Genomic DNA, 14,325 nt, shown 5'->3' on the forward strand with positions numbered 1-14,325 from the left:
TTGCCGGCGAGATCGACGGGCCCATCGATCTGCAGAGCCTCGCCCTAACCAACTTCGATCTTCCCGGCGAAATTGACATTAACGGAGCCTACAACCTCCCCCGATCCGGACAGTCGCCCTTCTAGACTGAGTTGCGATATCGCGAAGACGCCCCCATCGAGTTCGAGACTGCCGCTGTAACCGACATAGGCGCGGCTGTTGCCACGTCCCTCCATCGAGCGGACGATGGCCCCCTCGTCGATGCGAAGCGTCCCGAAGTTGGCGTAAGGAATCGACGGATCGCGATAGCCAATCGTCAGTCCATTCGTCTGCAACTCCGTCCGAGCGCCGGCAAGCTCGACCTCCCCATGAATCAGCACCGTGTCTTCCAAAACGTTGGATAACGAGCCGACGCGGACAACGGCCCCATCGCGCACGCTTAGCGACGAAGGACCATCACCAACAAACAGTTGCCTGCCGATAGTCACCAACGACGAATCTCCGACAACTTCGGCCGATCGGATGCCGGCAGAATCATCTCCGCCTCCAATCGATAGGACACCGTACGGACCGCTGCCGACCTGAAGCCAAGCCCCATCATCGACGCGGAGATAACCCGACCCATTGGCTCCCACAAAGAGCGATGGCGAGTTGACCGAACCGCCCGGTCCAATGGTCGCTTTGGTTTGATCGCCGGTCACGACCATCTTCGCCAGGGCGGCCGCGCTATCGCCAACCAGCACCCGGCCGGCGACGAACTGCGATCCTCCGTTCACCTCGACGCCGCCGCGCGGATCGGCGTCCGGCAGAAAGTCGTCAGCGGCGCCAATCGTCACCGTCGTTGAGGAATCGACAGCGGCCGGGTCGCCGGGGGCGACGGTCCCCGTGAAAAGGACCTCCGCCGAGACGGTCGCTACGGTGAACAGGAGGCCTGCGACGGGGGCGATTCGCAAAAGGGTGATTGGCATCGTCGGCCCCGGACAAGGAAGAATTCGTCCCGTGACGCTACACTAACCGCGACGGCCCGCGTGGGCCAGTTTCTTCCGCCGAACCCTCCCTTCTTTCGTCTTCGTTGTCGTCGCTCGCCCCTACTGACGTGGTTATTCTCGGCGCTGGCGCCGCCGGGATGCTCTGCGCCACCAAGGCCGCCGAGCGCGGCAAGCGGGTGCTGCTGCTCGAAAAAGGCCCCAAGGCGGGGGTCAAAATTCTCATGTCGGGTGGCACCCGTTGCAACCTCACGCACGACGCCTCGGCCAGCGACATCGCCGACGCCTACGCCCGACTCGCCGGCGGCAAGGAAGGGAAAACCAAGGCCCGCTTCCTGCGGCCCGCCCTCTCTCGACTGTCGCCCGATGGGGTCATTGCCCTGTTCGAGGCCGAGGGGCTGCGCACCAAGATCGAACCGACCGGCAAGGTCTTCCCCGCCAGCGACCGTGCGCTCGACGTGCAGCGGGCGATGCTCGCGATGCTCGACCGCGCCGGCGCAACGCTCTGTCTCAACGAGGGTGTCGAGTCGGTCGAGCGGACCGCCGATGGCTATACCGTTCGGACCACCAAGCGAACCATTGTGACGCCAAAGATCGTCATCGCCGTCGGCGGGCAGTCGTACCCCGGCTGCGGCACCACGGGCGACGGCTACGCCTGGGCCAAGGCGCTGGGCCACCGCATCGCGCCGCCGCGGCCGGCGCTGGTGCCGCTCACCTCGACCGAGCGCTGGAGCGCCGAGCTGCAGGGCGTGACGCTCCCCGACGTGCGGGTCCGTGTCAACGAAGCGGCCGCCAAGCCGGTCGCCGACCGCCGTGGGTCGTTCTTGTTCACCCACTTCGGCCTCTCGGGCCCCGCGGTGATGGACGCCAGCCGCTTTGTCACCGAGCGCCCCACCAGCGGCTGGCAAGCGGTCTGCGACTTCTTGCCGGGCGTCGATGACGAACAGCTGCTGAACGAACTCCAGAACGGCCGCAACCGCGGGCTTGTGAACACCGTCGCCGAGTGGGCGCCACGACGGCTGGCCGAGGCGCTCGTCGCCCGCAGCGGCGCGCCGCCCGACCGGATGCTCGCCGAGCTCACCAAGAGCGAACGCCGCGGCGTCGTCGACGGCCTGAAGCGCTCGGCGATCCCGCTGGTCGGTTCGCTCGGTTTCAAGAAAGCCGAAGTCACCGCCGGCGGCGTCGACCTGAGTGAAGTCGACCCGCGGACGATGGAGAGCCGCCTCGCGCCGGGCGCCTACTTCATCGGCGAGGTGCTCGACCTCGACGGCCCGATCGGCGGCTACAACTTTCAGGCGGCGTTCAGCACCGGCGCCCTGGCGGGCGACTCGTTGTGAAACGGAGTAAGGGCATTGCGTGGTTGGTAAGTACGCGCTGCGCTTCGAGCGACTTCGAGCGATATAGCCGCCCTGCTGTCGAGCATCCGAAACGACGGAAGAGAGCCGCACCGAGGCGAGTTGCGGCAGAGGGGAATCCGCTGGTGGTCCAACTGCTCGCAGCTACACGCCCCTCCAAGACCCACCCGGCTCCCCAGTTCTTTGGCGGCGAAGCGACCTAGACGGTGGCACACCGCACTCGCACTTCCATCAGATACTGGCTCCAAGCTGTTTGAATGCGGTTGCTTCTCACGCGACCAGTAGGAAAAATATTGGACCGCTGCGGCGGCTCGGTGGCCGGGTCGAAAGCCAGTTCTACTATCGATGAGGCGTACTCCAATGATCCGAAGACGATCCTACGCTCGCATTCTATCTCTCGTCGGCCTAGCGGCGCTACCGGGCGCATGGCTTGAAACGACCACCAGCCCTGCCTCGGCAGCTGACCTGGAGTGGACCAACCCCGCCACCACCGGCCTGCTGGTCTTCAACACCCCCGGCAACTGGACGCCCGCCCAGACGCCAACGCTCGACGACAACCTGCTGTTCCAGATCGACAACGCCGCGGCGCCGATCCTCCTCAACGCCGGCTCGCTGAGTAACGACTTCACCGTCGCGGACTTCCGCTGGGTGTTCAGCGGACTGACCTCGGGCGACCTGACCACCGACAACGTCGCGCTGATCGACGACCCCCTGGCCACCTCGCTGCTGGACGGCGCCCGGGTCGATTTCGTCCAGGACGCCGTCTGGAACATCGGCGACGGCATCGGCACGACCTTCGGCGAGCCGGGTCTGCTGCGCGTCGGCGACACGGGATTCGGTGTCGTGCGTATCGACACGGGTTCGGAAGTCTCCGCCGAAGTCCTGATCGTCGGCGCCCAGAACGGCGGCGTCGGCGAGGTGACCGTCGATGGCGCCGGCGCAACGCTCACCGCGACGCGCATCCAGAACGCCGGCAACCATGTCATCGGCGACAACGGCGGCACGGGCGTTCTCAACGTCAACAACGGTGCGCAGCTGCTCACCACCAGTACCGATGCCAATGACATCCACGTCGGACGCGGCGTCTTCGACGACGGCGTCAACCCGGTCGTCCGCTCGGTCGGCACGCTCAACATCGACGGTGTCGGCTCGTTCGCCGAAACCGAAGACTTCTACGTCGGCTACCTCGGCGGCGACGGCCGGCTCAACATCACGGGCGGCGGGCAAGTCGTGCTCACCGACGGCAACAGCTCGGACTTCAGCCTCGGGCGGAACGTCGGCTCGATCGGCGCCGCGGTCATCGACGGCGACGGCTCGCTGCTCAGCGCCCGGCACATCGACCTGGGCGAACAAGGCGGCGCCGCGACCCTGGCGATCCGAAACGGCGGTCGTGTCGAAACCCGCAGCGACGCAAGCGACACCGACGCGGACGAGGTCCGCGGCGACATGTTCATCGCTACCGACGCCGGCAGCCAAGCGACCGTCGCGGTCTACGGCAGCGGCGCCAACCCCTCGACGCTCCAGGCCGACCTCCTGTACGTCGGCAACGTCGGCCTGGGCGAGCTGCGCGTCGGACGCGACCTGAGCGGCACGTTCCTGGACGGCGGGCGGGTCATCGCGACCTCGATCATCGTCGGCGACGTGGACGGCAACGACGCGGACAACCGCTTAGTGGTGGACGGGCCCAATGCCCAAGTGACAACCTCGGGCGCGATCGTGGTCGGCGACGCGGGCCGGGGCGTCTGGGAATCGCTCAACGGCAGCACCACCACCGCGGGCACGTCGTTCAACGTGGGCGTACGAGACGGCTCGGTTAGCACCGCGCTCTTCGACGGGGCCGGCACCACGCTCACCGCTGCCAACCTCTTCGTCGGCAACGGCACCGGCGTCGGCTCGACCGGCGCCGCCACGTTCCGCAATGGTGCGACCGCGACGCTCATCGGCAGCTTCGCCACCAACGACGCCGGCGGCGGCGTCACGCTTGGCGACGACGATGAAGGCATCGGCACGCTCAACATCGAAGGCATTGGCTCCCGCGTCGAAACGACCAACAGCACTTGGTTCATCGGCGGTTCGGAGAACGAAAACGGCGGCACTGGCATCGCCCACATCACCGCGGGCGGCGTGGGCATCTCCTCCGGCCGGGTGTGGATGGGCTACCGCGCCGGCGCCAACGGCACGCTCAACGTCACCGGCCCCGGCTCGCGCTTCGACGCCAACGGCGACTTCATTCTGGTCGGCTTCCAGGGAAACGGCTTCCTCAACATTGAAGACGGCGGCGTGGTCAACGCCAACAGCCTGGTCCTCGGCGACGAGCCCGGGTCGGCCGGCAGCGCCATCACCGTCGACGGCGCCGGCTCGCAGCTCAACCTCACGCGGCGGCTCACCGTCGGCGACCAGGACGACACCACCATGGTCGTCAGCGGCGGCGCGGTGGTGAACGTCGCGACCAACCCCGGCGCCGCCGTGGACAACCAACGCCTGATCATCGGCCGAGCAGCCTCCGGCAACGACTCGTCGCTCACGGTCACCGGGGCCGGCTCGACCGTCAACTACTTCGGCGGCGAGCGCATCAGCGTCGGTTTCCAGGCCGGCGCCGTCGCCGACCGCAACGAGCTCCGCGTGCTCGACGGCGGCGTCGTCCGCGCCTTCCGCACCGACGCCGCCAACCCGGCCACGCAGGGCTTTATGGTCCTCGGCGACGAGGCCAACGGGCACGGCGAACTGCTCGTCGATGGCCCCGGCTCGCTCGTGGACGTGCGCCACCTCAACATCGGCGAGCAGACCAGCGCCAGCGGCGTTGTGAACGTCCGCAACGGCGGCGTCGTGCAGGTTGCCGACTTCTCCGAAGTCGGCGCGGCCGGCGACGGCGACAACTTCCTAACCGTCGAAGGCGTCGGCTCGCGCTACGAGACCGGCGGCGACCTGTCCGTAGCGGCGGGGTCTTCCACGCTCCGCGTCGATGGCGAGATGCGCATCCGCGACGGCGGCGTCGTGGAGACCGGGCGGTTCGGCTTCATCGGCCGCGCCTCGACAAACGTCGGCCGCGCCGATATCGGCGGCCCCGGCGCGTTGGCCACCTGGAACGTGGCCGACACCTTCTACATGGCCGGCAACACTGACGTTGCGAACCCTGGCGGCAGCCAGTCGTCCGGTTCGGCGACGCTCAACCTGCTAGAGAACGGCCGGATCAACGTCGGCGGCAACTTTTATCTCAAAGACCGCGGCACGATCTCGCTCACTGGCGGCGAACTCATCGCCAACGACCTGATCTTCCTCGACTTCGGCGGCAGCAACTACACGCCCGTGCCGACGGTCAACTGGGGCACCGGCCTGATACGCTACACCACCGGCGCCGTAAAGACACTCTCGAACTTCGACCTCGACATCCTCTTCGACGGCGGGCCGTATGAGCTCGATGCGGGCAAGCACCTGGCCATCGACGGCCTGCTGGTTCCCGGCGCGGAGATCCGCATCGACGGCGGCGAGCTGAGCATCGGCTCGATGTCGCAAGCCAACTTCCAGAACTTCATCGACTTCGACGCCGGCACGCTCAACCTCACCAACGCGGGCCTGGTGGTGGCGGCCAACGGCCTGCTCGGCGCGGTGGCCGTGATCGATGGCGACGAAACGCTGAACGTCACCAGCTCGGTCATCGTGCAGAACGGCGGCCTGCTCAACGTCGCAGGGGGCACGTTCTCGATGGGCGGCGGAGTCATCGACCCGGGCGGCACGCTCGTCGTGGCCAGCGGCGCCGCCGACTTCGACGCCGACAGCGGCGGCTCGGCCCTGACCAACAACGGCGACCTGGTGCTCATCGACGCCGTCACCACCGGCACGATCACCAACAATGCTGACCTCACGCTGGTCAACACCGTGCTGGGCGGCAGCCTGATCAACAACGCCGCTGGCGCCGTCTCGCTCGAGATCGGCGAAGGGGGTGGCGCTGACGCGTTGGACCTCACGGGCTCCGCCAGCCTCGCCGGAACGCTCGAAGTCTCCCTCGCAGACGCCGCAGGCCTCTCTCTTGGTGACGAGATCGATCTCATCCTGGCCGACCTGGGCGTGTCCGGCACGTTCGACACCGAGCTGCTGCCCACCCTCGGCGGCGGGCTCTCATTCGACTTGCTGTACGATGCGAACCGCGTCGCCCTGTTGGTCGTCGCTGACTTGGATGGCGATTACAACGGCGACGGCGTCGTCGATGCGGCCGACTACACGGTGTGGCGAGACGGTGGTTCACCCGACAGCAGCCAAGCCGGCTACGAGCTGTGGGCCGCGAACTACGGCGCCACGTCCGCCGATTCCCCGGCCAACGCCGTGCCCGAGCCGGCGGCCGGGCTGATGCTCCTCGCAGCTTTGGCCTTGGTGGTGGGTAGGCGGCGTTTGCTGTGAGTCGCGATGAAGCCGCTCTCCCAGTGATGTTCGGTCAATCGACCTAGAGCGAGTGGAGCCAACCACCCGGTTGAGAAGGGATGCCGCGAACTCGCTGAGGCTGCCTCATTCCTGAAAGAGTTTGTCAAGAGGAAGCGGCTTCTATCGGGTGCGGGGCGCACGGGTAGCGTTCGGCGTTGGGGTCCGTTTTCGGGCACCGGCGCCCTGGCGGGCGACTCGTTGTGAAGTGGGTTGAGTGGCAGAGGGGCCGGTAAGCTCCTAACGCAAAGAGGGCCACCCGATGGGGTGGCCCTCTTCGTTGATGGAATGCATTGTCGCGTATCGCTCGCCGAGGTTACGAACGCTGACGAACGCCCAAGCAGGTCGAAATGCCGGCAAGGACGATCAGCACTGAGGTGGGCTCAGGGACCATCATGACCAGCTGCGTATAGCCGATGTCCTTAAGGATGCCCAACTCGATCATCGTGTACTGGCGAATGTCGAGGCCTTCGAAGACAGAGGCCTCGTGATTCATCATGTTTTCGATTTGACCGAGACCTGTCTGATAGAAGTCTGTGTCGAGGTGCGAACCGGAGCTACCGCCTAACCACGTGGTGGGAGAGTAGAGATAGACCGGACCACCCGCCGCCGCTACGGCATTTGGCCCATTGAATTGCAAACCGGCCGGGCCTGCACCGCCGATGGACGCGGCGCTCCACTTGGCCCCGTCGAGGACGCCGCCAGCGTCGATGATCGAGCTCCCGTCGGTAAAGGCGACAAACTCATCGAAAGGGCTCCACGCCGATGCGTTGCCCGGCGTGTCACCAAATCCACTGTTGCCGTTCTGCAAAATGTCGCTGGCAAACCCGAGGGCATGGGTGAACTCGTGGGTCGCGGTGGAGATCAAGTCGAGCTCGCCCGGCTGAAAGTCGCTGAGGGGCTCCCAACTGAAGTCCTCAAAATTCCAATCGACCACTCCATCGGCGACACCTGGGGCCGGGTCGGCGGCATCGCCACCAAGAATCTTAAGCATGACGTCGCCTGCCGAGCCGAAGCCGTTGCCCGGAAACGGAAGATTGAAGTTGGAGGACGCCGACGCCAAAGTGGTGTCGTTAGTTTGGTTGCCAACCACGTCGAGAGTAATCGTCGCCGTGTACGCGGGGCCCAAGACACCAGAGATGTAACTGGCGGCCTGACTCAGGCCTGCCCGACGGTCGGCGCCTTGGGTGAAGTCGTTGAAGCCGACCCCGGGCGCATCGAGGTAGTTGAATTCGAAGACGACAATAGCGTTAACGGGCGACGCCAGGGCACTGGCAAGCACCAATGCGGCGAGGATGCGAGAGGCATCCGAGATGACCTTCATGAGCCAATTCCGATCGAGTTGAGAGGCAAGGTGACTAGGCAGGAATAGCAGGCGCCTAGATTGGGGCGATGATGATGATAGCCGGCAGCCAAGTCGGGCGCCCCGCGGAAACCGCCAGAATTGCGGTACCGCGCTTCTCGCGGGCGCGGACAGGAGCCGCGAGCAGTAGAGGCTCTGCGACGAACTCGCGCGAGCTGTTGTCGGGGCCACCCGCGTGTACCCGCCGCCCCCCACACCGGCTCTCGCCCTCAGGGGGAGGGAGTTTTTTAAGCGGCTCGGGCGCGGGTTGGCTCACCGACCAACCTTGTGAACAGCGCCAGGTAGTCGCGCGTCATCCGCTCGATCGTGAAGTGCCGGTCGGCCCACGCCTTGGCGTTCGCGACGCGCTCGGCGTTGGCAGTGGTTGGTTCGAGGGCCGCGGCGATTGCGGCCGCCATGGCGTCGGGATCGTTCGGCGCGACGGCGCGGGCGACGAGCGATTCGCCGGGGATGTCGATCTGCAGCGCCTCGCCGTTGCCGCCGACGGGCGTGGCGACCACCGGCGCGCCCGCCATCATCGCTTCGACAAGCACCAGCGAGAGCCCTTCGCGGTGCGACGCCGACGCGAACACATCGGCCGCCGTCAGCAGCGCCCCGATGTCACGGCGGAAACCGAGCAGCGTGACACGGTCTTGCAGGCCGAGCCGGTCGATCTGTGATTCGAGGGCCGGGCGCTCGGGCCCTTCGCCGGCGATCCAGAGGCGCCAGCCGGTCGAGCGGGCGGCCGCTTCGACGAGCGTGTCAAAGCCTTTCACCGGCAGCAGGCTGCCAATCGCCAGGACGTGCTTCGACGCGGGCGACTTGGCAGCGAAGAGTTGTTCGGCGTCGGCGGTTTCTTGGGGCGTCGGTACCATGCGGTCGAGGCCGGCGTGGATCACGTGGAGTTGCGATTCTTCGACCCCCGCTAGCAGGCACTCCCGCCGGGCCGCCTTGGCGACGCAGACGACCTGTTCCACCAAGCGGTTGTGCTTCCAAGCCGAGCGGACCGGGAAACAGGTGTGCTTCACGCCGACACGTGGCACGCCGAGGCCCGCCAGCGCCGCGCCGCCGTAGGTGATGGCGTGGGGGTCGTTCAGCAGCACCACGTCGGCGCCGGTCGTCGCGATCCAGCGACGCAGCCGCCACATCGATTGGGGGCCACGGCCGCGGCCGGGCAGGTCGAGCCGCTCAATGCTCGGGTCCTTGGCGGACCATTTGGCCACCGCGCTGCCGGCTGGCGCCGCGACGCCGACCGTGTGGCCGGCCCGTTGGCAGCCGAGCGCTAGCTGCGCCAGCACGTTCTCGCCGCCGCCCCAGGTGCGTTGCGTGCTGACGAGGACGAGACGCATGAGAAGAGGACGGGGGCGAGGGACAGGGGGCGTTTCGGGTGCGCTTTGTAGTGGCCCCCCGCCAACTGCCGCAACACGGCTTATTTCTCTCAACACCCGGGGCCAACGCAAAAAGCCCCAGGGGATCTCCCCCGGGGCTCGAAGCGTTGGATCGCTATCGGTTTCGCAGGCCGGCTCACGGCTGGGTCGTGCCATTGCCACGGGCCGAGGGGGCGACGCTCCGGAGGACGTGGGTCTCGCTGGTACCGCCGGTGTTGTTAATCTGCCGGACCTTCAGGTCGGCGTGCTCTTGGCCGGTGAGGCTGTTGTTCCAGACCCAACCCTCCTCGTAGCCCGTGATATTGCCGAAGCGGTCGGTGACGGGCCGACGGACGTAGCGGCGGGTCCCGTTGTATTGGCTCGCATCACGGCCGTAATCGAAGGCGGTGTCGTTGATCTGCGTGTTCTTGGTGTCGATCTGACCGGTCCAAGGGTTGTACCGCGTGATTTCGTGGTCGGTGACGATGACGGGGCGGCTGGGACGGGGGTAAACCGTGGGGCGGTAGGGGTTCGGGCGGTAGCCGGGACGGAAACCGCTGCCGCCACCGATCGAAATCGAGCCGCCGTTGCGGCCGCCGAACGAGATGTTGACCTGGGCGTCGGCCACGGCCGCGGCGGCCAGAACTGCCAATGTCAGACCAGCGATTGAAGTGCGGCGTCCCATGATCGTTTCCCCTTAATTTTTGGCGTTGGGTGGTTGGCCGGGTCGTCTCGGCTCTACCTAACAAACGCCCGACTACCGCGGCGCGCACACGGGTCTGAGAGAAACTTTCAGAAAGTTCTCGGCGCCGTGTGCGCCCCTTGTTGCCGAGCCTCGCCGTCACGTCCCGCCAAGAGGGCGCGTCGGCTCACCGGCCCACCGACTCTTTTGACGGCGACGCCTCCTCGGCGATCAGCTCGAAGCCCACGCGGAACGCCTGGTAGCCCGCGGCGAGGCGCTCGCCATAGATGTTCTGGAGTTCGGCGCGCAACGCGTCGGCCGTCGCGAAGCCGTCGGGCAGGGCGTCCTTGTCGGTGAGCGAGTCGACCTCAACGGCTTCGACCACCGTGATCCGCACGCCCCCGGCGCCGGGGATATAGCTCCGCTGCCCGGTGCGCATCATCCGATGCTTCCAGAGCCGGATCGTCTGGGTCTTCTCGCCGGCGCGGATCGCGGGGAGGAACTTGCGTTTGAACAGCAGCATGGCGGGCGTCGCGGATCGATCGGGGTGAGGTGGCAGCCTGCCCCGGCGATCGTATCGCAAGCCTTTGCGCCGTTGCATCCATTATCGACGACGAGATCGCTCTCCCGAGCCCTCGCTGCGACAACAGTTTGTCACCTCAAAAGCTAAACCGCGAAAAGCGCGGTGTGCTGCAGGCCGAAGGTCTCCGCCACCGGGCCGTTGGTGACCTCGCCGTCGAACAGGTTCACCGCCCGGGCGAGCGGCTTCGACGCCATGGCCGCCTTGGCGGCGCCCTCCTTGCCGGGGCCGGCGGTCGCCAGTCGCATCACCCAGGGGAGCGTCACATTGCACAGCGCGAACGTGCTGGTGCGGCCGACGGCGCCCGGCATGTTCGTCACGCAGTAGTGGACCACGCCATCGACGATGTAGGTCGGGTCGGCGTGCGACGTGGGGCGGCTCGTCTCCATGCAGCCCCCTTGGTCGATCGCGACGTCGATGATCACTGCGCCCTGCTGCATCCGCGACAGGTCCTCCCGCTCGACGAGCCGCGGCGCCTTCGCTCCGGGGATGAGCACCGCGCCGATCACCAGGTCGGCCCGCTCGAGTTGGCGGCGGATCGTGTGCCGATCGCTGTAGAGACAGTCAACGTTGGCCGGCATGATGTCGTCGAGGTAGCGGAGCCGGTCCATGTTGATGTCGAGGATCGCGACGCTCGCCTGGAAGCCGGCGGCGATCTTCGCGGCGTTCGCGCCGACGACGCCGCCGCCGAGCACCGTGATATGGGCCGGAGCGACGCCGGGGACGCCCCCCAGCAGAATGCCGCGGCCCATCTGCGGACGCTCGAGGTACTTGGCGCCCTCCTGGACGCTCATCCGGCCGGCGACTTCGCTCATGGGGGTGAGCAGCGGCAGGCGGCCCGCGTCATCGACGAGCGTCTCGTACGCGATGCTCGTCGCCCCCGACGCGAGCATCGCCTCGGTCAGATCACGGCACGCGGCGAAGTGGAAGTACGTGAAGACTGTCTGCCCACGACGGACCATCGGCCACTCCGCGGGCTGCGGCTCTTTGACTTTGACGATCAGGTCGGCCTCGCCCCAGACCTCGGCGGCCGTATCGACGAGCGTCGCGCCCGCCTGTTCGTAAGTCTCGTCGAGCAGGCCCGAGCCCTCGCCGGCGGTCCGCTCCACCAGGACCCGATGACCCCAGAGCACGAGCTCTTCGACCCCTACCGGCAGCATGGCGACGCGGTACTCGTCGGACTTGACCTCTTTGGGAACACCGATGTTCATAGACCGCGCGGGGGAGGGGACGCAGGGAGGGACCGTGAGGAAGGCGAGCCGCGACGTGCTGGCGCGGTCGAAAACGGGGACGCAGCAAGTCCTACTGACGGTATAAGCCGCCCGGCACCGCGACGGCAGACCTCTATCTGCGCGGCAGACTCTCGGTAGGGCGAGCGCCGGAGGGCCGGGGTAGGGGTTTCTCGCGACGATTTGCCCGCCGTCGGGTCTACTCCGGGGGCTGACGCCCTCCGGCTCGCTGCCAAAGTAGGGGCGTGATTCTCCGAGGCGCCCCTCAGTTCCCAAACACCGCAATTTCACAGATGCCGCGATGACTTTGCCGCTTGTGCCCGCCCCGCGCTGCCGATAAGATGCGGGGCTCCCGAACGGGCCCGCGCTCGCTCTACGGACTCAAATCCAGCGTTTTCTCGGTGTTTTTATGCGTACGATCACCCGCCCGCTGCAGCGGACCACCCAGCTCAATTCGGCCGCGGTCGAGGCCGAGTGGTTCCACATCGACGCCACCGACCGCGTCGTCGGCCGCCTCGCGGCCTCGATCGCGACGGTCCTGATGGGCAAACACAAGCCGACCTACACGCCTCACGTTGACACCGGCGACTTCGTCGTCGTCACCAACGTCGAGAAGGTCCACTTCAGCGGCAAGAAGTGGGAACAGAAAAAGTACGCCTGGTACACCGGTTACACGCGTCAGCGGACCGAGGTCGCCGGCAAGCGGCTCGAAGAGAAGCCCGACCAGATCCTTCGCGAGGCGGTCCGCCGCATGCTCCCGAAGAACAAGCTCGCCAACGCGATGCTCACCAAGCTGAAGCTCTACGCCGGCCCCGAGCACCCGCACCAAGCGCAGCAGCCGACCGAGCTCGATCCCACAACGATCCGCTGAGACGAATCACTCTCCCCCGGCTCGCGCCGGGGGCTCAGTTCGAAACGGTAGGGGCGACGCCCTCTCCGCCATCCGAAATCCGCACTCCGCAACCGAAACGATGCCAACCGCCACGCCAGACGCCCTGGGAACCGGCCGCCGTAAGACGAGCGTCGCTCGCGTTCGGATCCGCCCCGGCAGCGGTAAAATTACGGTCAACAACCGCGAGATGACCGAGTTCTTCCCGATCCCGCAGTACAGCAACCAGGTCCTTGCTGTCCTCGAGCATTGCGAGATCAAGGATTCGGTCGACGTGGTGATCCGCGTCCACGGTGGCGGCCTCACCGGCCAAGCCGGCGCCTGCCTGCAAGGGATCGCCCGCGCCTTGCTGAAGCACGACAGCGACCTCGACGAGAAGCTCCGCGAGAAGAACTTCCTCACACGCGACAGCCGCATGAAGGAACGTAAGAAGCCGGGCCTCCGCGGCGCCCGTCGTGGCACGCAGTTCTCGAAGCGTTAATCGCGACGAGACCGATTGCAAACCGAAAAGGCCCGTTGGAAATCCAGCGGGCCTTTTTCTATGGCCCCACGTCGCTGTCATCCCAAAATCGCTTCGAGAGGCGTTCTCGTCTTGATCGAAGCGTTGCCATCAGCTCCCCGCCGGAAAAGCACATCGCCATCACTTTTCACGGACTCCGAGACGAAACGCAGAAGGCCCGCCGGAACCTCCGACGGGCCTTCGTGGTATCCCAATCAGGGCCTCCATTCCCATCCGCTACCGAGTCGCGTCCGTTAGAAGTCGCAACCGCGTACGAACAGCAAGATGATGAGGATCGGCAGTGGCAGACCAATCAGCCATCCGAGCAAGGCGTACTTGATCTTGCCGGCCCGATCATTGAAGTCTCGTTGCATAATGCTCACCTGATGCGGTCGCGGTAGTTGGTTAACGACCCGGAAGAACGAGGGCATGGAGGCGTTGGAGATCGCCCCCTGCTTGTGGACTAGTCGTCGCTTTTAGCGCCCTGCGTCGAGATGTGCTTGGCGTCGGCGTCTGAGAAGATCTTCTTCGCCTTGGAGACTTCATCGCCGTCGCAGACGCTAACCGAAATCAAAGCGTTGCCGTCCTTGAGGTAGGACTCGTACTGCTTCGCTTCGTACTCGGAGAAGCCCAGGCCGATCAGGCCGCCCGTCAGCGTTCCCGCGGCGCCGCCAATCGCGGCTCCGCCGAGCGCCGCCATGATCGGACCGGCAGCAATGAAGGGTCCCAGACCCGGGATCGCGAGCGCGCCGATGCCCGCCATCCAACCCAAGGCGCCACCCAACACCATCCCGCTCCCCGCTCCGGTCGCTGCGCCTTCGGGCGCTTTGGTATGGCCTTCGATAGCGATCTCGCCGTCGCTATCTTCATGGGCCATCACGACAGAAATCTCCGACGCGGTAAATCCACTAGCGCGCAAGTCGCTGAGGATCGATAGCGCCTTCGAACGGTCGTCGGTGATGCAGAAGACGGCTTTGTCGTGCGTTGTAGACATGTGTATTCTC

General features: G+C 66.3%; 12 protein-coding genes. 4 read left to right on the plus strand and 8 right to left on the minus strand.

What is annotated here, in order from left to right:
- Positions 1–44 precede the first annotated feature (44 nt).
- Positions 45–947 (minus strand): hypothetical protein, encoded by a 903-nt coding sequence (locus Pla108_RS07555; protein ID WP_146444248.1) that lies wholly within the window; start codon positions 945–947, stop codon positions 45–47.
- Positions 948–1,075: 128 nt separating this feature from the next.
- On the opposite strand from Pla108_RS07555, the gene Pla108_RS07560 reads away from it, so the two are divergent.
- Positions 1,076–2,302, plus strand: a complete 1,227-nt coding sequence (locus tag Pla108_RS07560; protein ID WP_261342512.1) for a BaiN/RdsA family NAD(P)/FAD-dependent oxidoreductase — start codon at positions 1,076–1,078, stop codon at positions 2,300–2,302.
- Positions 2,303–2,680: 378 nt separating this feature from the next.
- The gene (locus Pla108_RS07565; protein ID WP_197526334.1) at positions 2,681–6,715 is read left to right on the plus strand and encodes a beta strand repeat-containing protein; all 4,035 of its coding nucleotides are present in this window, start codon (positions 2,681–2,683) and stop codon (positions 6,713–6,715) included.
- Positions 6,716–7,049: 334 nt separating this feature from the next.
- Here the strand turns inward: Pla108_RS07565 and Pla108_RS07570 are convergent, their stop codons facing one another.
- From Pla108_RS07570 to ald, 5 genes are all read right to left on the minus strand, one after another.
- Positions 7,050–8,057 (minus strand): hypothetical protein, encoded by a 1,008-nt coding sequence (locus tag Pla108_RS07570; protein WP_146444251.1) that lies wholly within the window; start codon positions 8,055–8,057, stop codon positions 7,050–7,052.
- Positions 8,058–8,323: 266 nt separating this feature from the next.
- Positions 8,324–9,424 carry a glycosyltransferase gene (locus Pla108_RS07575; RefSeq protein WP_197526335.1) on the minus strand — a complete coding sequence of 367 codons (1,101 nt, stop codon included), beginning with the start codon at positions 9,422–9,424 and terminating at the stop codon, positions 8,324–8,326.
- A 175-nt stretch (positions 9,425–9,599) separates the two neighbouring features.
- The gene (locus Pla108_RS07580) at positions 9,600–10,127 is read right to left on the minus strand and encodes a hypothetical protein (RefSeq protein WP_146444253.1); all 528 of its coding nucleotides are present in this window, start codon (positions 10,125–10,127) and stop codon (positions 9,600–9,602) included.
- Between the two features lie 184 nt (positions 10,128–10,311).
- Positions 10,312–10,647 carry an ASCH domain-containing protein gene (locus tag Pla108_RS07585; protein WP_197526336.1) on the minus strand — a complete coding sequence of 112 codons (336 nt, stop codon included), beginning with the start codon at positions 10,645–10,647 and terminating at the stop codon, positions 10,312–10,314.
- 143 nt (positions 10,648–10,790) lie between these two features.
- Positions 10,791–11,915: an alanine dehydrogenase gene (ald, locus tag Pla108_RS07590; RefSeq protein WP_146444255.1), complete on the minus strand. Its 1,125-nt coding sequence runs from the start codon at positions 11,913–11,915 to the stop codon at positions 10,791–10,793.
- Positions 11,916–12,342: 427 nt separating this feature from the next.
- On the opposite strand from ald, the gene rplM reads away from it, so the two are divergent.
- Both rplM and rpsI read left to right on the plus strand, forming a co-directional pair.
- Positions 12,343–12,804: a 50S ribosomal protein L13 gene (gene rplM, locus Pla108_RS07595; RefSeq protein ID WP_146444256.1), complete on the plus strand. Its 462-nt coding sequence runs from the start codon at positions 12,343–12,345 to the stop codon at positions 12,802–12,804.
- A 100-nt stretch (positions 12,805–12,904) separates the two neighbouring features.
- Positions 12,905–13,303, plus strand: a complete 399-nt coding sequence (gene rpsI, locus Pla108_RS07600; protein ID WP_146444257.1) for a 30S ribosomal protein S9 — start codon at positions 12,905–12,907, stop codon at positions 13,301–13,303.
- 272 nt (positions 13,304–13,575) lie between these two features.
- On the opposite strand, the gene Pla108_RS20920 is transcribed toward rpsI, so the two are convergent.
- Both Pla108_RS20920 and Pla108_RS07605 read right to left on the minus strand, forming a co-directional pair.
- On the minus strand, positions 13,576–13,752 hold the full coding sequence (locus Pla108_RS20920) for a hypothetical protein (protein WP_197526337.1): 177 nt from the start codon (positions 13,750–13,752) through the stop codon (positions 13,576–13,578).
- 32 nt (positions 13,753–13,784) lie between these two features.
- Positions 13,785–14,315 (minus strand): hypothetical protein, encoded by a 531-nt coding sequence (locus tag Pla108_RS07605; RefSeq protein ID WP_146444258.1) that lies wholly within the window; start codon positions 14,313–14,315, stop codon positions 13,785–13,787.
- Positions 14,316–14,325 lie beyond the last annotated feature (10 nt).

It is taken from the genome of Botrimarina colliarenosi (genome assembly GCF_007859955.1).
Lineage (GTDB): Bacteria > Planctomycetota > Planctomycetia > Pirellulales > Lacipirellulaceae > Botrimarina > Botrimarina colliarenosi.